Here is a 19218-nt window from a genome sequence, read left to right on the forward strand (position 1 = left end):
GGCCGTTCTGATTCCCTTTCCGTAATTCCCGGCCCCCGCGCGGCGCGTGGAATCACCGGTCTGCCGTACGCCGTCGGACGGAACGGACGGCTTTTCCGACCGGCCGTCCGGACGCGGTGGCCCGGCTCGGCACCTAATGTCAGGCAGGTGTGATGCGCGGTGCGGAACCGCCCGGGAAAAGGAGAGCACATGGCCGTACGCAGTCCACGCCGAAGAGGTTATCCGGAAGGCCTCGGCGGCGAACTCGTCGCCGAGTTCCTGGGCACTCTCGTCCTGCTCCTGCTGGGCTGCGGATCCGTGGCCGTCGCCGTCGTCGGCCTGCCGGGTTCGGGCCGTCAGGTCGCGGCTTTCGGGCCCGCCAACTGGCTCATCATCTCGTGGGGATGGGGCCTCGCCGTGGTGTTCGGCGTCTATGTCGCCGGCGGTATCAGCGGCGCGCACATCAACCCCGCGGTGACCCTCGCATTCGCGGTCCGGCGGACCTTTCCGTGGCGGAAGGTCCTCCCCTACTGGGGCGCCCAATTGGTGGGCGCTTTTGTCGGCGCCGCGCTCGTCTATGCCACCTATCGGTGGGCGATCGACGCGTCCAACGCCAAAGCGGGAATCGGGCGGGAACAGTCCCTTTCCACCTACTCGATCTTCGCCACGTTCCCCGCGGAGTATTTCGGCAATTCCTGGTGGGGACCACTGCTGGACCAGATCGTGGGGACCGCGGTCCTGCTCCTGCTGATCTGCGCGCTCATCGACACGAAGAATCTGGCACCGGGGTCCAACCTCGGCCCGTTCCTCACCGGTCTGGTCGTCTTCGCGATCGGCCTGACCTTCGGCACGAACGCCGGTTACGCGATCAACCCGGCCAGGGACTTCGGTCCCCGGCTCTTCACCTTCTTCGAGGGCTGGGGCTCCATCGCGCTGCCGGGCAGCTACCAGTGGTTCAGCCACTACTGGTGGATCCCCATCGTCGGCCCGCTCATCGGCGGCGTCATCGGATCCCAGCTCTACGAGCGGCTGATCGCCCCGATCATCAGGGCGCGCGGCGGACCGACCGAGGAGGGCCGCGTCCCGGCCAAGGACGCCCCCGTGCCGTCGGGCCCTTCCGCCGGCAGGCCGCCCGTCAACGAACCCCCGACGGAGGCGTAGCGCCACCGCACGGACGAACCGCACGGACGAGGGGTGGGCCACCACGGAAGGTGGCCCACCCCTCGTCCGTGCACCGGCGGGTCAGTGCGGCGCGGAGCCGTCGTCCGCCGCGCCGTTCCCGGCCTCCGCCGCCAGGGCCCTGGCTCGCTTGCCGATCACCACGACCGCCGCAGCCGCGCTGGCGGCGAAGGCCACGGGGACCATCCAGTGCCGGTCGAGCACATGGCAGGTGGCGTGGTCGAGGGAGTAACGGCCCGCGCCCATCAGCCCGATGGAGGCAGCCGTCCAGCCGAGGAAGCCGGGGTACTCGAAGCCGCCCGACTGGGCGAAGAACCCGCTGGGCGCGTGTACGGACGCCGCGCCCGCCATGCCGCCCGCCGCCGCCGCGCCGGCCGCCGGGGTGGCGAGGCCGAGCGCCAGCAGGACGCCGCCGCCCGTCTCGGCGAGCCCGGCGGCGATCGCGCTCTCCCGGCCGGGGCGGAAGCCCATGGCCTCCATCCCCTGGGCGGTTCCGTCGAGCCCGGCTCCGCCGAACCAGCCGAACAGTTTCTGCGTGCCGTGCGCGGCGAGCACCGCACCGGTGCCGAGTCGCAGGGCGAGCAGGCCGAGGTCGCGTCGGACGGAACAGGTCATGGCGTGGCTCCGGGGGTCTCGGTGGCGCGGACGTGATCGGGCGTACGTCTCCACTCTCGGCCGCGCGGCGCCGGAGGGGGGCCCGTTGCTGGGCCGTACGGGTCCTCCGCGCCGCGCGGCCCGCGGTCTACCTTCCGCAGCGCAGGGCGCGGATGTCGACGGTGTCCGCCATGGCCTTCATGCCCGCGTCGTTCGGGTGCAGATGGTCCCCGCTGTCGTACGCGGGCAGCAGGCGCGCCGGGGCGGCCGGGTCCCCGGTCGCCGCGTCGAAGTCGACGACGGCGTCGAACGCGCCGCTCCGGACGAAGGCGTTGACCTCCTGGCGTACCGCCTCACCCTTCGCGTTCCACTCGCCCCAGCCCTGGTACGGCATGACGGTCGCCCCGACCGCGCAGGCCCCCGCGGCGTGCGTCCGCGCGATGATCCGCCGGTAGCCGTCGATCAGCTCGGCGGCCGTGGGCGCCGGGGTGGCCTTGATGTCGTTGACGCCTTCGAGCAGGATCACCGTCCGCAGGCCGCGCTGGGACAGGACGTCCCGGTCCAGCCGCTTCAGCGCGCTCTCCCCCGCGCCGTCGGAGAGGAGCTTGTTGGCGGAGATCCCCTCGTTGGCGACGCCCTTGACCGTGGTCCGCCGGTCGTCGCCGAGCCGGTGCGCGAGGAAGTCGGGCCAGCGGCGGTTGGTGTCGGCGGTGGAGCCGGCGCCGTCGGTGATCGAGTCGCCCAGCGTGACGACGGCCCCGGTGCCGCGCGGCGCGTCGGCCACCACGGCGTCGAGGTAGTAGCGGAAGCTCGTGCCCCGGGTGTACGCCGTGGCGTCGTCCTCGGCGGCGTGGTCGCCGGTGGGCGCGATGTACGAGGTCTGGTGCCCCATCCGGTGACCGGTGGCGGTGCCGGACGCGTCCCGTACGTACAGGCTGACGGCCAGGTCCGCGTGCGGCCGTACGGTGCCCGGCAGCGGATCGCTGTAGACGGAGCCGCCCGCCGGTACGGTGACGGACGCGGCGCCGCGGAAGGTCAGCGGGCGGTTGGTGCCGGGCACCACGGAGGCGCCCGAGGCCACGGTGCCCGCGTAGGCGCGGCCGAAGGTCACCGGCTGCTCGCCGAAGGCGTTGGAGAGCCGGATCCGCAGGGCGCTGCCGCCCGCGCTGGTGCGGACGAGGACGCGGTGCGTCCGTTCGGGGACGGCGGTGTCCAGCCGGTCGGCGCTGGCGGCCCAGGTGACCACGGGGGTGGTGCGCGCGGCGGGGGCGGCCGAGGCCGCCGGGGGAACGGTGGCGACGGCACCGAGGGCGAAGGCCATGACGACGGCCGCGCGCCGGGCGCGGCGAGGTAACTCCACACTTCTCATTGCGGGTTGATGCCTCTCGTAGCGACAGTCGTGCCCATGTCATGAAGCAAGGCCACCTCCAGGTGTGACCTCACTTCATGACACGGGCACGGGGCGCTTCCGGTTCGACGCCCCCGGCGGTCCTGCCGTACGGCGGTCCTGCCGTACGCGTACGGCGTGTGCCACGCTCGCGCGCGGCACACGCCGTATCGACCGGGAGGGTCAGCTCTGCGGCGGACGGTCACCGCCCCGGGGCGGCTCCTGCGTCCCGAGCTCTTCGTTGATCTTCTTCTGGGCGGTGTCGACCTGGCCCTGGTACTTGTTCCCCGTCTTCCGGTCGAACGCGTCACCGGCCTTCTCCACCCCTTGTCGGGCGGTGCTCTCATGCCCCTTGATGAGGCTCTTCAGCTTGTCGAGCATCGACATGTTCGGCTCCTCGCTCGGAACGTATCCCCGACCACCATCACCGCTCCCCGGCCATCGCGCACCCCGGCGCGGTCCACCACGGGGATACCCGCGGCTCTCAGCGCGGCGGGGTGGCGGCCCTCGCCTCCACCGCCTCGCCCTCCGTGTCCACGTGCGGCAGGACGCGGTCCAGCCGGCGGGGTGTCCACCAGGCGGCGGGGCCCAGCAGCGTCATGACCGCGGGGACCATCAGCAGCCGGACGACCGTGGCGTCGATCAGGACGCTGACGGCCAGACCGAGGCCGAGCATCTTGACCACGATGTTGTCGCTCAGGATAAACGCGGCGAAGACGCTGACCATGATGAGCGCCGCGCAGGTGATCACCCGCGCGGTGATCTCCAGACCGTGCGCGACGCTGCCCCCGCTGTCGTGGGTGCGCCGCCACGCCTCGTGGACCCGGGAGAGCAGGAAGACCTCGTAGTCCATGCTCAGTCCGAAGACGATGGCGAACATCATCATCGGCACGTAGCTCTCGATGGGCACGGTCCCGGAGACGCCCAGCGCGGGCCCGCCCCAGCCCCACTGGAAGACGGCGACGACCACTCCGTACGACGCGGCGATCGAGAGGAGGTTGAGCACGGCGGCCTTCAGCGCGACCAGGATCCCGCGGAACACGATGAGCACGATGAGGAAGGCGAGGGCGACGACCGCGCCGATGATGAGCGGCAGCCGGGCCGAGATGAGGTCGAGGAAGTCCTCCTGGGCGGCGGTCGTGCCCGTCACATAGGTCGCCGCGTCGGTGCCCGCGGCGCCGCGCGGCAGGACGTCGTCCTTGAGGTGGCGGAAGAGCGCGGCGGTCCCGGCGGACTGCGGTGAGGTACGGGAGAGCACCGTGGCGGTCAGCACCTGGCCGTCGCTGGTCGGGGCGAGCGGGCCGACGCTCGCAGCGCCGGGGACGCCGGTGAGCGCCTTCGTCATGTTCGCCGCGAGCGCCGAACGGTCGGCCGACGGGACCTTGCTCTGGTCGACGACGACGGTGAGCGGGCCGTTGGCGCCGGGCCCGAAGCCCTCGGAGATCAGGTCGTAGGCGCGCCGGTCCGTGAAGCTGGTGGGGTCGGCCCCGTCGTCGATATGGCCGAGGCGGATGGAGAACAGGGGGATCGCGAGGACGCCGACGACCACCAGCCCGGCCAGCAGGAACCACCAGGGGTGGTGCTCCACGCGCTGGGCGTACCGGTGCCAGCCGCCGCTCGTCCCGGTGTGGACCCGCGTACTTCCGGCCCGCCGCTCGGCGCGTACGACCGCCGGATCGGCGACACCCTCGGCGACCGGGCGCCGGACCCGGTAGCGGTCGATACGGCGCCCGGCGAGCCCGAGCAGGGCCGGTACGAGGGTGACCGCGCCGATGACGGCCGTGACGACGGTGACGGCCGCCGCGGCGCCGAGCTTGCCGATGAAGCTGATCTGGGAGACGTACAGCCCGGCCAGGGCGACGATGACCGTACAGCCGGAGACGATGACGGCCCGGCCGCTGGTGGCGACGGCGCGGCCCGCCGCGGTCACCGGGTGGGCGCCGTCCATCGACTGCTGGCGGTGGCGGGTGATCAGGAAGAGCGCGTAGTCGATGCCGACGCCGAGGCCGATCATCGTGGCCAGGGTGGGCGAGACGCTCGCGAAGGTGAAGGCCGCGGCGATCAGGCCCAGGCAGGCCAGCCCGACGACGACCGCGATCAGCGCGGTGAGCAGCGGGATCCCGGCGGCGATGACGCTGCCGAAACCGATCAGCAGGACGATCACCGCCACGCCGAACCCGATGACCTCGCTGGTGAGCTCCTCGGCCTTGGGGCGGGCCAGTTCGCCGAGCGGTCCGCCGTACTCGACCTCGACGCCCGCGGCGCGCAGTGGTTGTACGGCCCGGTCCACGCCGTCGAGATAGGAGTGGCCGAACGTGGTGGGGCTGCTGCTGAAGCGGACGGTGATGTAGCCCGTCCGCCCGTCGGAGGTGAGCGCTCCGGTGGGCGGTGAGGAGGGCGTGGCTGGCAGCGGGTTCGCCACGGACAGGACGTGCGGGAGTTCCTGGAGGGAGGTGACCGTCCGGTCGATCTGGCTCTGTACGGCGGTGAGGGACTGCCGCCCATCGTGCAGGACGATCTGGGCCCCGGTGCCGCCCGCCCCGGGCGCGTGCTCGCTGAGCACCCGGGCGCCGGTGTCCGACTGGGTTCCCGGGAGGACGAAGTCGTCGGAGTACGTGCCCCCGAAGGAGTTCGCGAGCACGTGCAGCCCGCCGAGGGCGACCAGCCAGGCGACGACGACCACGACGAAGTGGCGTGCGCACCACTCCCCGAGGCGCTGGAGGCCGGGCCCCGCCCGGTCCGCCGGCGGCGTCCTCTCCGTACCGTCCGTACCGCTCGGTGCGGTCATGCGTACCCCCAGAGGGTGCGAACATCAGCCGTCCATGACACATGCGGTCATCCACATGCGATCATTTCTCCCCATTTGATCAGGACGGCGGTGGTGACGCTCTGGGGGAACGCGGAGGGGCTCAGCTCAGGCGGACCGCCAGCCGGTGGGTGCCCGCCGGGGCGCTGTGGAGGGCGCCGAGCGGATCGGGGGCGGCGTCCCCGGTGGGTTCGGCGCCCACCAGCAGGACCTTCCAGGGCAGTGCGCTCCCCGTCTCCACGACGATCTCGTCGCCGTCGCGCCGGGTGGTGAAGACAGCGGCGGGTCCTGATCCGTCGGGCGCGGGGACGGTCGTGACCACCTCGGCGCCGTCCGCCGGGGTGTGCACGCGCAGGGTGACGCCGTCCGCCCAGTCGTACTCGGGGCCCTCGTCCACGGCGCCGAACGGCAGCACCGCGCCCGGCCTGGCCAGCAGCGGCAGGGTGTCGAAGCCGTGGGTCTCGCTCCGCCAGCCGGGTCCGGTGACCTGGGCGCCGGTGAGGATGTTGGTCCAGACGCCGTCGGGCACGTAGTACTCGACGGAGCCGTCCTCGGTGAAGACGGGGGCGACCAGCAGGTCGTCGCCGAGCAGGTACTGCCGGTCGAGCGGGCGGCACGCCGGGTCGTCGGGGAACTCCAGCACCATGGCGCGCATCACGGGGGTGCCGGTGTCCCTGGCCTGGGTCGCGGCGCGGTAGAGGTACGGCATCAGCCGGTGCTTGAGCCGGGTGAAGTCGCGGGTGACGGCGACGGCCTCGTCGCCGTAGTCCCACGGCACCCGGTAGGACTTGGAGCCGTGCAGCCTGCTGTGCGAGGACAGCAGACCGAACTGGACCCAGCGCTTGAAGAGCGCGGGCGTCGGGGTGCCCTCGAACCCGCCGATGTCATGGCTCCAGAAACCGAATCCCGACAGGCCCAGCGACAGCCCGCCGCGCAGCGACTCGGCCATGGCCTCGAACGTCGACTCGCAGTCGCCGCCCCAGTGCACGGGCAGCCGCTGGCCGCCGGTGGTCGCGGAGCGGGCGAAGACGACGGCCTCGCCCTCGCCACGCTCCTCGCGCAGCAGTTCGAAGACGGTCTCGTTGTAGATCTGCGTGTAGTAGTTGTGCATCCGCTCCGGGTCGGAGCCGTCGTGCCACGCGACATCGACGGGCACCCGCTCGCCGAAGTCCGTCTTGAAGCAGTCGACGCCCTGGTCGAGCAGGACGCGCAGCTTGTCGGCGTACCAGGCACGGGCGGCCGGGTTGGTGAAGTCGACCAGCGCCATGCCGGGCTGCCAGCGGTCCCACTGCCAGACGTCGTCGTCGGGCTTCCTGAGCAGATACCCCTCGGCCATCCCCTCGGCGAAGAGGGGAGACTTCTGCGCGATGTACGGGTTGATCCAGGCGCAGACGCGCAGCCCGCGCTCACGCAGCCGGGCGAGCATGCCCTCCGGGTCGGGGAAGACGTCCGGGTCCCAGACGAAGTCGCTCCACTGGTACTCGCGCATCCAGAAGCAGTCGAAGTGGAAGACGCTCAGGGGGATTTCGGCGTCGGCCATGCCCTGGACGAACCGGTTGACGGTGGCCTCGTCGTACGAGGTGGTGAAGGAGGTCGAGAGCCACAGGCCGAAGGACCAGGCGGGCGGCAGCGCGGGGCGGCCGGTGAGCGCGGTGTACCGGGCCAGGATCTCCCGGGGTCCCGGGCCGTGGATGACGTAGAACTCCAGGCTCTGGTCCTCGACGCTGAACTGGACGCGGCCGACGGCCTCGGAGCCCACCTCGTAGGAGACCTGGCCCGGGTGGTTGACGAAGACGCCGTAGCCCCGGCTGGTGAGATGGAACGGGATGTTCTTGTACGCCTGTTCGCTGCTGGTGCCGCCGTCCGCCTGCCAGATGTCCACGGTCTGGCCGTTCTTGACGAACGGGGTGAAGCGTTCGCCCAGCCCGTACACGCTCTCCCCGACGGCGAGGGAGAGCTGCGCGAGCATGAAGTGGCGGCCGTCGGCGTCGGTCGCGAAGCCGGCGCCGCGGCTGCCGATCGAGGTCAGGGTCTGTCCGCCGGCCGTGAAGTCGAGCTGCCAGGGCGCGTCGGTGTCGGTCCTCAAGGAGAGCTCACCGGAGGCGAGTTCGATCGTGGAGCCCTCCCTGACGACCTTGCCGGCATCGGTCGTGGAACCGGTGGTGAGCGCGAACTCCGGTGTCCTCGGGGCGCGTCCGCCGTGGTGGGTGACGCGGACACCGATGACGCCCTCGGCGGGCGACCAGCAGTCGACGGTCACGAGAGGGGCGTTGAGAGTGTCTCCGCGGTGGGTCACCCGCCCCACCGGAGCGTGGAGGGTGACGCGGTCGTCGGTGACATCGGCGTCGGCGACGGAGACCGCGTACCGGGCGGTCACGCCGGGGCGCATCTGCCAGTACCCGTCGGTGAACTTCATCAGTGCTCCTGCTCTGTGGAAGGGGCTGGTGGGCAGGGGTGGCCCATCGGGTCGATGGTCCCTGTTCGGCGGGGCGGCGGCCGTTATTTGACGGACCCGCCGGTGATACCGGCGGCCACGTACTTCTGGGCCACGACCAGCAGGATCGCGGCGGGGACCGCGGAGACGACCGCGGTCGCCATCACCGCGCCCCAGTCGCTGACATGGGCGCCGATGTACTCGTACATGGCGAGCGTGATCGGTTTGACGTCGTCCGTGGTGTTGAGCGTCAGCGCGAACATGAAGTCGGACCAGGCGAAGAGGAAGGTGAACAGGCCCGCAGTGATCAGGGCGTTGCGGCTCATCGGCAGGACGATCCGGACGAAGGCGGTGAACCGGTTGGCGCCGTCGACGAGCGCCGCCTCCACGATCTCGCGCGGGATCGACACCATGAAGGCGCGCAGCAGCACGATGGAGAACGGCAGTCCGAGCGAGGCGTCGGCGAGGATCAGCCCCAACGAGGAGTTGACCAGCCGCAGTTCGACGTAGGCGCTGTAGAGGGCGTTGGCGATGACGATGCCCGGGACCATCTGGGTGATCAGCGTGGCGAACACGATCGTACGGCTGCCGCGCAGCCCGAGCTGGGCCAGGCCATACGCGGCGGGCGCGGCCAGCGCCAGACAGACCACGACGGCGCCGAGCGCGACGACGAGGCTGGTCACCAGCGAGCCGCCCTGACTGCTCAGCGCCCGCTGGAAGTTGTCCCAGCCGGGCGAGGTGGGCAGCCAGTGGGTGGCGGCCAGGCTCTCGCCGGGCTGGAGGGCGATGTTGACCATCCAGTAGAGCGGGAAGAGCAGGACGGCGAGGACGAGGAGCGCGAAGGCGGTGGAGAGGCCGCCGCGCGGGCGGCCGACGGAGTGGACGGTGGAGTGGGGGGCGGAGTGGGTGGTGGAGTTGGTGGCGGACATGGCGGTCACTTCCCCTGGCCGAAGTCGGAGCGGTTGGCGCGCAGATAGAGCACGGCGAAGACCGCGCTGACCAGGATGAGAACGTTGCCGACCACCGCGCCCTGCCCGAAGTTGAGCTGCTGGAAGGAGAGTTGATAGGTGACGGTGCCGAGGGTCTGGGTGGAGTCTGCGGGGCCGCCACCGGTCAGGGCGAGGATCAGGTCGAGGATCTTCACCGTGGACATGAAGCCGAGGATGAGGACCACGGTGACGACCGGGCGCAGCAGCGGCAGGGTGAGGCCGCGGAAGGTGCGCCAGGGACCGGCGCCGTCGAGCGCGGCGGCCTCGTACAGGTCGCGGGGTATCTCCTGGAGCCCGCCGTAGAGGATCACCATGTTGAACGGGATGCCGATCCAGATGTTGACGAGGATCGCGGAGAGCAGGGCCACACTCGGGCTGCTGAGCCAGGGCACGGCGGACGAGGTGAGGTGCAGGTCCATCAGGAGTGTGTTGAGGACGCCGGTGTCCTGGTCGAGGAGTTTGCGCCAGACGACGGCCGAGACGACCATCGGGACGAGCCAGGGCAGCAGCAGGACCGCGCGGACGAAGCCGGAGAGCCGGAAGCGGCGGGAGAAGAAGACGGCGAGCGCGAGGCCGATGACGAACTGGCCGAGCAGGGAGCCCGCGGTGAAGAGCAGGGTGTGCCAGAGGGAGCCGGTGAAGAGCGGATTGCCGAAGACCCCGCGCCAGTTGTCGAGCCCGTTGAAGGGGGCCTCGCCGGTGAAGTAGGTGCGCGGGGTGAAGCGCTGGAAGCTCATGACGACGTTGCGCACGAGCGGATAGCCGAAGAAGGCCAGCATGTAGAGGACGGCGGGGGCGACGAAGAGCAGCCGCAGGAGCGCGGTCCGGCGTCCGGGCCGTGCGGGCGCGCCGGTGGCGCCCGAGGTGAGGGTGCCGGTGGCGGTATCGGCGTCGGCGTCCCCGGAGGGAGTTGGGGCGGGCGCCGGGACGGCGGCCGGTGTGGTGGGTGTCATGGCGGGTCTCCTCACGTCACTCACCGGCCGTGGCCCGTGACTGGGCCTGCTTCAGGGCGGCTTCGGGTGTGGAGCGTCCGGTCAGTACGGACTGGAAGGCGCCCGCGAGGGCGTCGGAGACGACCGGCCAGCGGGAGCCGACCCGGTCGGTGCGGGAGCGTGCGGTGGCGACCTCGTCGGCGAACGCGCCGAGCTTGGGGTTCTGGGCCTTGTACGCGGCGGCGGCGGCCGTACGGGTGGGCACGTTGTAGACGGCCTCGCCCCAGGCGACCTGGTTGCGCTGCTCGTTGAGGCAGTCGATGATCCGTGCCGCGGTCTTCTGGCGCCCGGTGTCGCCGGTGCGGGGAAGGGCCATGACCGTACCGCCGATCGGTGGCACCGGAGGGCGGCCGGCCTCGGGGACGGGGATCGCGGCGACCGCCCAGTCGAGGTCCTTGTGCTCGCCGAGCACCGGGACCTGCCACGGTCCGTTGATCATCATCGCGGCCCGTCCCGCGATGAACTGGTCGTTGACGTCCTGCTGGTTCCAGGTGACGACGGCGCTGGAGGCGGACTTGTCGTCGATCAGGTCCTTCCAGAGGCGCAGGGCGGGGGCGCCCCGGCCGTCGTCGAGCCGCGCCTCGTCGCCGCCGGCCGACCAGAAGAACGGCAGGAACTGGTAGACGCCGTCCGCGTCGGGGGTCGCGCTGAAGGCCATCCCGAACGTCCGGCCCTGGGTGAGCTTTCTGGCGGTCGTCTTCAACTCGTCCCAGGTGGTGGGTGGTTCGACGCCCGCCTTGCGCAGCAGATCGGCGTTGTAGATCAGCGCGAGGGAGTTGACGGAGCGGGCGATGCCGTACTGGTCGCCCCGGAAGCTGCCCAGGGAGACGGCGCCGGGTGACATCCCGGTCACGTCCACGCCCGCGTCCTTCAGCGGGACGAGACCGCCGGTGTCGGCGAACTGCGGGAGTTCGGAGCCGTCCAGTTCGAGGATGTCCGTCAGCGAGTGGGACGAGGCCATCCGCAGGGCCTTGGACACCACCTGGTCGGCGGGGACGCTGGTCTGTCTGACCTTCACGCCGAGCGGCTTCGCGCAGCGGTCGAAGAACTTCTGCTCCTGGTCGTGCTCGTGGGTGTCGGTGGCCGAGTTGAGAACCGTCAGCGTGCCGGGGTCGGGCAGCCGCGCGCAGCCGGCGAGAGGGGCGAGGGCCACGAGCGCGGTGAGGAGCACGGCCGGCGCCGGAAGGCGGCGGATCGGGTGCATACGAGGGGCTCCGTTCGGTCTACAACGCTGTATGGAGACGGAGAGGTACGGAGGTACGGGGAGGTGTACGGACGTGCGGTGGGGGGTGAGCGGCGACGGAGGGAACGGGCGGGAGAACAAGTGCCGAGCGGGCGGAAGAACACGGGGTGAGCGGGCGGAAGAAACAGGGCGAGCGGGCGGGAGAAACAGGCGTCGAATCGATTCGATTGAGCGCTGCGGCGATGGTAGGCGCTCGCCGAAACGGCGACAAGAGCCGAGCGGTGTCTTCGGTGCGTACGGGCGGGATCCGGCCGGGGTCAGTCGCGCGGCGCGCCGAGCGGCAGCGCGCCCGCCAGCAGGACCGGTGCGATCAGCAGATGTCCGACGGAGTCGGCGAGCAGCCGCGCGCCCGGCTCCGCGTGCTCCGTACCGCGCGCGGTGTCCTCCCGCAGCACGGCGGCGGCGGCCACGGCGAGCCGGGTGACCTCGGTGGCCAGCGTCCGTACCGGCAGGTCGATCCGGGGCAGCCGGCTGCTCGACGGATCCCCGGGGAGCGTGCCGATGACGACGACGGTGACGTCCTCCGGCACCCGCAGTCCGGCCGCGGTCACGGACGCCAGGATGTGGTGGTGCGCGGAGGGGTGCTGCACGATCAGGGCGGTCGGCGCCGCGCCGGTCCCGGCGTCGCCGCCCGGCCGCCGGGTCCCGTCGGCCGTCCGCTCCCCCAGCAGCGTACGGAGCCGGTGCGCCAGCTTGGCCGGATCGCCGACGGAGTGGACGACCCGGACGGCCGCGCCGGTGGTACGGGCACCCCGGCGGGCGCCGGCGATCCCGCGCAGCGCGTAGCTGCGCCGCCCCCGTACCTCCGGTTCGCCGGGCGCGAGATAGACCAGCTCGCGGTGGCCGGCGGCGGCGAGTTCACGGACTGCGAGCGCCGCGGCCTCCTCCCAGTCGAGGTCGGTCCAGGGCAGGGCGTCCTCGTCGGCGGGCCGCCCGATCAGGGCCGCGGGGAAGACCAGTTCGCGTACGACGTCGATCCGCGCGTCCTCCATGTCGACCGCCATCAGGACCGCCGCGTCCGCGAGTCCGCTGAGCGCCACGCGCCGCAGCCCCTCCGCCTTGTCCTGGGAGGTCGTCAGAAGCAGGTCATGGCCGAGGGTGTTGGCGGCGTCGCTGACCTCGATCGCGAACCGGCCGTCCACGGCGTGCCGTTCACCGGCGGCGCGGGGAAGCGCGAGGGCGATCACACGGGTGCGGCTGCTGCGCAGGGTCCTGGCGCTGGCGCGCGGGTGGTAGCCGAGCGCGTCGACGGCCTCCTGGACGCGTCGGCGGGTCTCCTCGGAGATCGAACGGGAGCCGTTGAAGACATAACTGACGGTGCTGGGCGCGACCCCGGCCCGCTGGGCGACGTCCCTGATGGTAGCCATCTCGACCCCTTCGGTGATGCGGGAACGACGCCGGAGGACGTGCGGCAGCCCTGGTCGTTCATCGTATCGAACGGGCTGACGCACTGGTCGGCGCACGCCCCTGAGCAGGCAGCTCCTGAGCAGGCAGCTCCGCAGCAGGCACAGGGGTCATGCCGGCTCGTCCGGCGGCGCGCACACCCGCGCCAGGTGCGTGGCGAGCGTGCGGGCGCCCCACGGTGCCTCGACGCGCACACCGCCGGCCGCCGGATCGCTCTCCTCGCGGTGGAGCACGGGAGCGGTGTCCGGATCCGCCCCACCGGTCAGCGACCAGCCCGCCGCCCGTACGGTGAGCGCGCCGGACGCCGGGCCCGCGCGCAGCGCCGCCGCCGTCCAGACGACCAGCGTGTGCGGATCGGGCGCGTACGGCCGGGGCAGGCTCCAGTCGCGGGTGGTGTCCCCGGGGTCAGGGGTGATCACCGGCCCCGACAGGGCGCGTACGGCGGTCCAGAGCGCGTCGAGCCCTTCGCAGTGGCGCCAGCGCCCGGCCCGGTCGGCGAGCTGCCAGCCGCCGCCGGGCCACGGCCTGGCGGTCAGCCGGGTCCTGGCGAGCAGCCGTCGTACGGCGCGGTGCCGGGCGGCCGTACCGCCGGGGCCGAGCGGCGCCACACGCTCCGTCCAGCGGGTCGCGGGACGGCCGCACCCTCCGCACACGGCCGGTCAGCCCCTCGCCGTACGGCGGGCCACCGGGGCGCGGCGGCCCGCGAAGCGCCCGGCCGGCTCCTGGCCGGCCGTCATGCCATCACGTCGCCGCTGTTGGGACCGAGGGTCTGCCCCACGTAGAGGTTGCCGCCGGGGTCGGAGGCGAGGAGCAGCACGGTCGGCGCGATCTCCTCCGGCCGTCCGAACCGGCCGAGCGGCAGCTCCGCCTGCTTGGCACGCTTCCACTCGGGGCTGAGACCGTCCACCAGCGGGGTCTCCACCGGCCCCGGGGCGACCGCGTTGACCAGCACGTGGTGCGGGGCGGCCTCGCGGGCGAGCGCCTTGGTGAAGCCGATGACCCCGGCCTTGGCGGCCGAGTAGTGGGTCAGCCCCTCACCGCCCTTCTGACCGAGCTGCGAGGCGATGTTGACGATCCGGCCGCCGCCCCGCTCGATCATGTGCGGAAGGGTGTAGCGGCAGCTCAGGAAGACGCCGCGCAGATCCACGGCGATGGTCTCGTCCCAGACGGCCGGATCCATCTCCGCCAGCGGGACCTCGGTGAGGATGCCCGCCGAGTTGACGAGGACGTCCACCCCTCCGTGGCGGCGTACGACCTCCTCGACCGTCTCCCTGACCTGGTCGGCGTCGGCGACGTCGAGCGTGTGCAGGGTGACGGCGGACGTACGGGGCAGCCGGTCGCGCAGGGCTTCCAGCCGGTCGGTGTCGCGGTCGGCGAGGGCGAGCCCGGCCCCCTCGCGGGCGAACGCCTCGGCGACGGCGGCGCCGATGCCACTGGCCGCGCCGGTGATCAGAACGGTGCGCGGGGCCGAGGTCGGGGCTGGGGGCGGGGTCGGGGCTGGGGACGGGGGCGGGGTCGGGGTCGGGGTGGTCATGGTGTCTCCGTGAGGTGGGTCGGGCCGGGGTGGGGCGGGGCGGAGTCAGTCGGGGAAGCGGACCGTCAGACCGCCGTCCACGACGAGCTGCTGTCCGGTGATGTACGAGGCCTCGGGCGCGCACAGGAAGCGGATGGCGGCGGCCACCTCCGCCGGGCGTCCGACCCGGCCGGCCGGGATGGACGCGCCCGCCGCGCGCAGCCCCTCGGGGCCGAGCGAGTTACGCGCGTCCAGCGACTGCGGCGTCTCGATCAGCCCGGGGATCACGGAGTTGGCGCGGATGCCCCGGGGCGCCAGCTCCACGGCGAGGGAGCGGACCAGGCCCAGCACCCCGGCCTTGGCGGCGGCGTAGTGGGCGTGCTCGCCCCAGCCGTACACCCCGCCCGCGATGGACGAGACGGCGAGCAGCGCGCCAGGTCCTGTCATCCGCGCCGCCGCGGAACGGAAGGTGCGCATGACGCCGGTGAGGTCGACACCGAGCATGTCCTGCCAGGCGTCGTCGGTGAGTTCGGCGAGCGGCGCCCGGCGCAGGATGCCGGCCGCCGCGACGGCGATGTCGAGCCGGCCGTACGTGTCCACGGCGGCCCGCGCCAGCCGTTCGGGGCCCGCTTCGGCCGCGACGTCCGCCTCGACGGCGAGACATCGGCCGCCGGCCGCGCGGACCGCTTCGACGGTCTCGGCCGGGTCGTGCGGGTCGGCGGTGTGGAAGCCGATCACGGTGTCGACGCCCGCTTCGGCGAAGGCGACCGCCGTCGCCCGGCCGATACCGCTGGCGCCTCCGGTGATGAGGGCCGCGCCGCGCTGTCGTTCTCCGGTCATGGTGTCGGGATCTCCTTGTCGGACGGGCTGGGTTTGAAGGGTGGACCGGACGTGAAGGACGGGCTGGACGTGAAGAGGAGGTGTAGGGGTCAGACGGCCGCGGGGGCCGGTACGGGCGTACGGCGGCGGTCGACGTCCCGGGCGCCGAGCATCACCAGTCCGGAGCCGAAGATGCCGACGGCTCCGGCGACGAAGGCGGCGACGGTCATCGAGGCACCGGCCGAGAGCAGCGCGCCGAGCAGCGCGGAGCCGACGATGGCGCCGACCGGGCCCATGGTGTGGGCGACGTTGGAGCCGACCCCGCGGACCTGCTCGGGGAACGACTCGCTCATGTAGAACAGCATCGCCGAGTAGGGGCCGGTCAGGAAGAACAGCCCGAGCGCGTAGAGGCCGATCACGGCCGCCGTCGAGGTGGGGCCGAAGAGCATGGCGGTCATGGCGACGCCGCCGCAGCTCCAGCCGATGATGATGGTCGTACGGCGGCCGATCCGGTCACCGAGCCAGCCGTGGAAGACGTAGCCGAAGAAACCGGCCAGGTTGGCGAGGACGAGGACCAGCAGCGCGCTGCTGAACGAGACACCCTTGGCCTCGACGAGCACGGTCGTGCCCAGCACCGAGAAGATCTGGATGCCCATCCAGTTGAGCAGCCAGGCGGCCGAGAGGCAGAGCGTGTGACGGCGCAGCGCGGGCGCGAAGACCTCCCGCAGACCGGCCTTGGACGCGTCGGTCTCGATCCCGGCCGATTTCTCGACGGCCTCGGCCTCGGCGCGGCGTCCCTCGGCGCGCAGGGCGCGGGCCTTCTTCAGGCCGAGGAAGACCGGGGACTCGGGCAGGGTGCGCATCAGCAGGGCGATGACGAGCGCGGGGACGGCCGCGATCACGAAGCTGCCGCGCCAGCCGAAGGTGGGCAGGGTCAGGGCCGTCACTCCGGCGCCGACCAGGGCGCCGACCGGCCAGCCGCTCTGGACGAAGCTGAAGAGCAGTCCGCGCCGGGGGTGCTTCCCGTAGATCTCGTTGAGATAGACGGTGTTGACGACCTCCTCGGAGTAACCGAACCCGGAGAAGGCGCGGATGCCGACCATGGAGATCGCGCCGCCTGCCAGGGCGGTCGCTGCGGAGGTGAGGGCGGCCCCGGCCGAGGTGATCATCAGGGCCGGGCGGCGCCCGAAGCGGTCGAGGATCGGGCCGACGCAGAGTGAGACGACGAAGGTGCCCGCGGTGACGCCGGTGACGACATTGGCCGCGGTGGCGGTGGACCAGCCGAAGTCCTCGGCGATCTTGGGGAGCAGGGTTCCGAAGAGGGTGAAGTCGTACACGCTGAAGACCCAGGCCAGGAAGCAGATGACCGACGCGCGGACGACGAGCTTGCGGGGCGGGGTGTCCGGGTCGGTTATGCCGGGGGTTTCGGCGGCGGACGAGGATGTCGCTGACGTGTTCACGGGCGGACTCCGATACGTACGAAGAGGACGCGGGGACGGTGCGATGCGCTGCGGGGAGGCGCGGTGGGGTGCGCGGCGCGGGGCGGCGCCGTGACAGCGCGGGTGCCGGAGGCCGGGAGCGGGCCGGGCCCCGGCGCCGGACCGGGGACGGGGCCGGCGCCGCGCCGGTGGCCGGGGCACGGAGGGCGGCGGCCACCACGGGGAGGAGCGAGGAGCGGAAAGCGGAAAGGGGAAGGGAACGCGAACGGGAACGGGACGGGGCCGGGTCAGCCGCGGGGACGGCGGCGGACGAAGTCCTTGGCGATCTGGTCGAAGGTGACCCAGCGGACGCCCTCGTGGCCGCCGATGTGGTCGATCAGCCGCTCGTGCATCAGCAGGTTCTGCGGCCGTCCCGACACGTCGGGGTGCACGGTCATGGTGAAGACGGCGTAGTCGTTCTCGCGGTAGACCCAGTCGAACTGGTCGCGCCACGTCTGTTCGAGCTCACGGGGGCTGACGAAGCCGTGGCTGTTGGGGCTGGCCTTGACGAACATCATCGGCGGCAGGTCGTCGAGGTACCAGTTGGCGGGGATCTCCACCAGGTCGGTCTCCTCGCCCCGTTCCAGCGGCTTCATCCACTCCGCCGCCGGACGGTCGTAGTCGATCTTCGACCAACTGTCGCCGACCCGCACGTAGTACGGCTCGAAGTCGCGGTGCATCAGGGAGTGGTCGTACGCGATGCCCCGCTCCAGCAGGAGTTCGTTGGTGACCGGGGAGAACTCCCACCAGGGGGCGACATAGCCGGTGGGCCGCCGTCCGGTGCGGGTGGTGATGAGGTCGATGCAGTGGTCGAGGATGTCGGACTCCTGCGTCCGGCTCATCGCGATCGGGTTCTCGTGGCTGTAGCCGTGCACCCCGATCTCGTGACCGGCGGCCGTACACGCCTCGAACTGCTCGGGGAACGTCTCGATCGAGTGGCCCGGCCAGAACCAGGTGGTGGTCATCCCGCGGCGCCGGAACAGCTCCAGCATCCGGGGCACGCCCACCTCGCCCGCGAACAGGCCGCGCGAGATGTCACAGGGGGAGTCCTCTCCCCCGTACGAGCCGAGCCAACCGCCGACCGCGTCGACGTCGACGCCGTAGGCAACCAGAATCTCTTTCGCCATGTCGGTTCTCCTCTGGGTGTGCTGGTGGGGGTGTCTTCCGGTGGTGGTGGTGTACGTGGTGGCCGGTCGCCCGTGAGGGAGGCGCGCCCGGCCGGTGGTGGGCCGTCGTGATCAGCCGCCGGGGTGCGCGGCATCGTGGTGCCCGCTCTCGGGGTGCGCGGCGTCGTGGTGTCCCGCGTCGGCGAGCCAGTCGCGGATCAGCGCGGCGGCCCCCGCGGGCCCCCGCCCGGCGGCCCGGTGCAGCGCCGCGGCCAGGAGCAGCCGCAGATGCCACGGGGAGAGGTCGGCGGCGAAGACCGCGCCCGCCCGCAGCAGGTCGGCGCCGCCGCCCGCGCCGTACGCCGCCGAGGTCGCCCCGGCCGGCACCCGGCTGGCGACGGCGACCGCGACCCCGTCCGCCACCAGCCGCGCGACGGCCTCGGTGACGTCCGGCGGGGCGTTGCCCGCCCCGAAGGCGCACAGCACCACGCCGCGCGCGCCGGCGGCCACCGCGGCGTCGAGCAGCGCGGTGTCGCAGCCGACGTAGAGCGGGACGATGTCCACCCGGGGCAGCCGGCCGAGGTCGTCGGCCCGGATCAGCGGGGCGGGGCGGGGCGGCCGGCCGATCAGCCGGACGCGGCCGTCGTCCACGCGGGCGACGGGCCCCCGGCCCGGTGCGCCGAAGGCGGCGGGGGCCAGGGTGTCGGTCTTGCGGAGCCCGATGGCGGGCCAGACCGCGCCGTCGAAGACCGCGCTGACGCCATGGCCGCGGGCCGCGGGGTGCGCGGCCCAGGTCAGGGCGGTGGCGAGATTGCGCGGCCCGTCGGCCGCCGGGTCGTCGGCGGGGCGCTGCGCGCCGGTGAGCACGATGGGGCGGTCGTCGGCGTGGACGAGGGAGAGCGCGAAGGCGGTCTCCTCCATGGAGTCCGTGCCGTGGGTGATGACCACCGCGTCGGCCCCGTCGCGCAGGCTCTCACCGACGGCTGCGGCGAGCGCGGCGAGGTCGGGGAGGCCGAGCGAGAAGCTGGCCCGCAGGCCCATCTCCGCGCAGGTCACCTCGGCACACTCCGGCACGGGGAAGGCGCGCGCGGTCTCCAGCAGCTCCTTCACCGTGACGGAGGCGACCCTCCCGGTGGGCGTGGAGCGGCTGGCGATGGTGCCACCCGTGCCGATGAGACGAAGCTGCATACGAGGCTCCACAATCGATTGCGAGAACGATTGCGCAACCATGCTCCACACTCACCCCGGAGGGCAACCCCCTTGATCGGATCTTCATGGAAGATGATGGCTCCCGA

General features: G+C 72.4%; 16 protein-coding genes. 1 reads left to right on the forward strand and 15 read right to left on the reverse strand.

Going from position 1 to position 19218, the window contains the following annotated elements; genetic code table 11:
- The first annotated feature begins 189 nt into the window (after positions 1-189).
- Positions 190-1140: an MIP/aquaporin family protein gene (locus ACIBJC_RS02320; protein WP_399286550.1), complete on the forward strand. Its 951-nt coding sequence runs from the start codon at positions 190-192 to the stop codon at positions 1138-1140.
- Between the two features lie 81 nt (positions 1141-1221).
- On the opposite strand, the gene ACIBJC_RS02325 is transcribed toward ACIBJC_RS02320, so the two are convergent.
- The 15 genes from ACIBJC_RS02325 to ACIBJC_RS02395 form a co-directional block, all read right to left on the reverse strand.
- Positions 1222-1773, reverse strand: coding sequence for a DoxX family protein (locus ACIBJC_RS02325; protein WP_399286552.1), 552 nt, complete (start codon positions 1771-1773; stop codon positions 1222-1224).
- A 127-nt stretch (positions 1774-1900) separates the two neighbouring features.
- On the reverse strand, positions 1901-3121 hold the full coding sequence (locus tag ACIBJC_RS02330) for an SGNH/GDSL hydrolase family protein (protein ID WP_399286554.1): 1221 nt from the start codon (positions 3119-3121) through the stop codon (positions 1901-1903).
- A gap of 201 nt (positions 3122-3322) precedes the next feature.
- Entirely contained in the window at positions 3323-3526 is a 204-nt protein-coding gene (locus tag ACIBJC_RS02335) for an antitoxin (protein ID WP_399286557.1), read from the reverse strand.
- A gap of 97 nt (positions 3527-3623) precedes the next feature.
- A complete protein-coding gene (locus ACIBJC_RS02340) occupies positions 3624-5927 on the reverse strand; it encodes an MMPL family transporter (protein WP_399286560.1) in 2304 nt (767 codons plus the stop codon).
- Between the two features lie 121 nt (positions 5928-6048).
- On the reverse strand, positions 6049-8361 hold the full coding sequence (yicI, locus tag ACIBJC_RS02345; RefSeq protein WP_399286563.1) for an alpha-xylosidase: 2313 nt from the start codon (positions 8359-8361) through the stop codon (positions 6049-6051).
- Between the two features lie 83 nt (positions 8362-8444).
- Positions 8445-9317, reverse strand: coding sequence for a carbohydrate ABC transporter permease (locus ACIBJC_RS02350; RefSeq protein WP_399286566.1), 873 nt, complete (start codon positions 9315-9317; stop codon positions 8445-8447).
- A complete protein-coding gene (locus tag ACIBJC_RS02355; protein WP_399286569.1) occupies positions 9314-10321 on the reverse strand; it encodes a carbohydrate ABC transporter permease in 1008 nt (335 codons plus the stop codon). The genes ACIBJC_RS02350 and ACIBJC_RS02355 overlap by 4 nt, the downstream gene beginning before the upstream one ends.
- A 16-nt stretch (positions 10322-10337) precedes the next feature.
- Positions 10338-11564 (reverse strand): ABC transporter substrate-binding protein, encoded by a 1227-nt coding sequence (locus ACIBJC_RS02360; RefSeq protein WP_399286572.1) that lies wholly within the window; start codon positions 11562-11564, stop codon positions 10338-10340.
- Between the two features lie 296 nt (positions 11565-11860).
- A complete protein-coding gene (locus ACIBJC_RS02365; RefSeq protein WP_399286575.1) occupies positions 11861-12970 on the reverse strand; it encodes a LacI family DNA-binding transcriptional regulator in 1110 nt (369 codons plus the stop codon).
- 147 nt (positions 12971-13117) lie between these two features.
- Entirely contained in the window at positions 13118-13615 is a 498-nt protein-coding gene (locus ACIBJC_RS02370) for a hypothetical protein (protein ID WP_399286578.1), read from the reverse strand.
- A 125-nt stretch (positions 13616-13740) separates the two neighbouring features.
- Positions 13741-14541, reverse strand: coding sequence for an SDR family NAD(P)-dependent oxidoreductase (locus ACIBJC_RS02375; protein ID WP_399286581.1), 801 nt, complete (start codon positions 14539-14541; stop codon positions 13741-13743).
- A 45-nt stretch (positions 14542-14586) separates the two neighbouring features.
- On the reverse strand, positions 14587-15360 hold the full coding sequence (locus ACIBJC_RS02380) for an SDR family NAD(P)-dependent oxidoreductase (RefSeq protein WP_399286584.1): 774 nt from the start codon (positions 15358-15360) through the stop codon (positions 14587-14589).
- Between the two features lie 89 nt (positions 15361-15449).
- Positions 15450-16799: an MFS transporter gene (locus tag ACIBJC_RS02385; RefSeq protein WP_399286587.1), complete on the reverse strand. Its 1350-nt coding sequence runs from the start codon at positions 16797-16799 to the stop codon at positions 15450-15452.
- 266 nt (positions 16800-17065) lie between these two features.
- Positions 17066-17944 (reverse strand): polysaccharide deacetylase, encoded by an 879-nt coding sequence (locus ACIBJC_RS02390; protein WP_399286589.1) that lies wholly within the window; start codon positions 17942-17944, stop codon positions 17066-17068.
- Positions 17945-18055: 111 nt separating this feature from the next.
- Complete coding sequence (locus ACIBJC_RS02395; protein ID WP_399286592.1) at positions 18056-19111, reverse strand: asparaginase; 1056 nt, start codon at positions 19109-19111, stop codon at positions 18056-18058.
- Positions 19112-19218 lie beyond the last annotated feature (107 nt).

Source organism: Streptomyces sp. NPDC050509 (assembly GCF_044457965.1).
GTDB lineage: Bacteria > Actinomycetota > Actinomycetes > Streptomycetales > Streptomycetaceae > Streptomyces.

What these genes read in the sequence shown, in the direction of transcription:
- ACIBJC_RS02320 (WP_399286550.1), top strand. Translation starts at nt 190, where the DNA reads ATGGCCGTACGCAGTCCACGCCGAAGAGGTTATCCGGAAGGCCTCGGC.
- ACIBJC_RS02325 (WP_399286552.1), bottom strand. Translation starts at nt 1,773, where the DNA reads ATGACCTGTTCCGTCCGACGCGACCTCGGCCTGCTCGCCCTGCGACTC.
- ACIBJC_RS02330 (WP_399286554.1), bottom strand. Translation starts at nt 3,121, where the DNA reads ATGAGAAGTGTGGAGTTACCTCGCCGCGCCCGGCGCGCGGCCGTCGTC.
- ACIBJC_RS02335 (WP_399286557.1), bottom strand. Translation starts at nt 3,526, where the DNA reads ATGTCGATGCTCGACAAGCTGAAGAGCCTCATCAAGGGGCATGAGAGC.
- ACIBJC_RS02340 (WP_399286560.1), bottom strand. Translation starts at nt 5,927, where the DNA reads ATGACCGCACCGAGCGGTACGGACGGTACGGAGAGGACGCCGCCGGCG.
- yicI (WP_399286563.1), bottom strand. Translation starts at nt 8,361, where the DNA reads ATGAAGTTCACCGACGGGTACTGGCAGATGCGCCCCGGCGTGACCGCC.
- ACIBJC_RS02355 (WP_399286569.1), bottom strand. Translation starts at nt 10,321, where the DNA reads ATGACACCCACCACACCGGCCGCCGTCCCGGCGCCCGCCCCAACTCCC.
- ACIBJC_RS02360 (WP_399286572.1), bottom strand. Translation starts at nt 11,564, where the DNA reads ATGCACCCGATCCGCCGCCTTCCGGCGCCGGCCGTGCTCCTCACCGCG.
- ACIBJC_RS02365 (WP_399286575.1), bottom strand. Translation starts at nt 12,970, where the DNA reads ATGGCTACCATCAGGGACGTCGCCCAGCGGGCCGGGGTCGCGCCCAGC.
- ACIBJC_RS02375 (WP_399286581.1), bottom strand. Translation starts at nt 14,541, where the DNA reads ATGACCACCCCGACCCCGACCCCGCCCCCGTCCCCAGCCCCGACCCCG.
- ACIBJC_RS02380 (WP_399286584.1), bottom strand. Translation starts at nt 15,360, where the DNA reads ATGACCGGAGAACGACAGCGCGGCGCGGCCCTCATCACCGGAGGCGCC.
- ACIBJC_RS02390 (WP_399286589.1), bottom strand. Translation starts at nt 17,944, where the DNA reads ATGGCGAAAGAGATTCTGGTTGCCTACGGCGTCGACGTCGACGCGGTC.
- ACIBJC_RS02395 (WP_399286592.1), bottom strand. Translation starts at nt 19,111, where the DNA reads ATGCAGCTTCGTCTCATCGGCACGGGTGGCACCATCGCCAGCCGCTCC.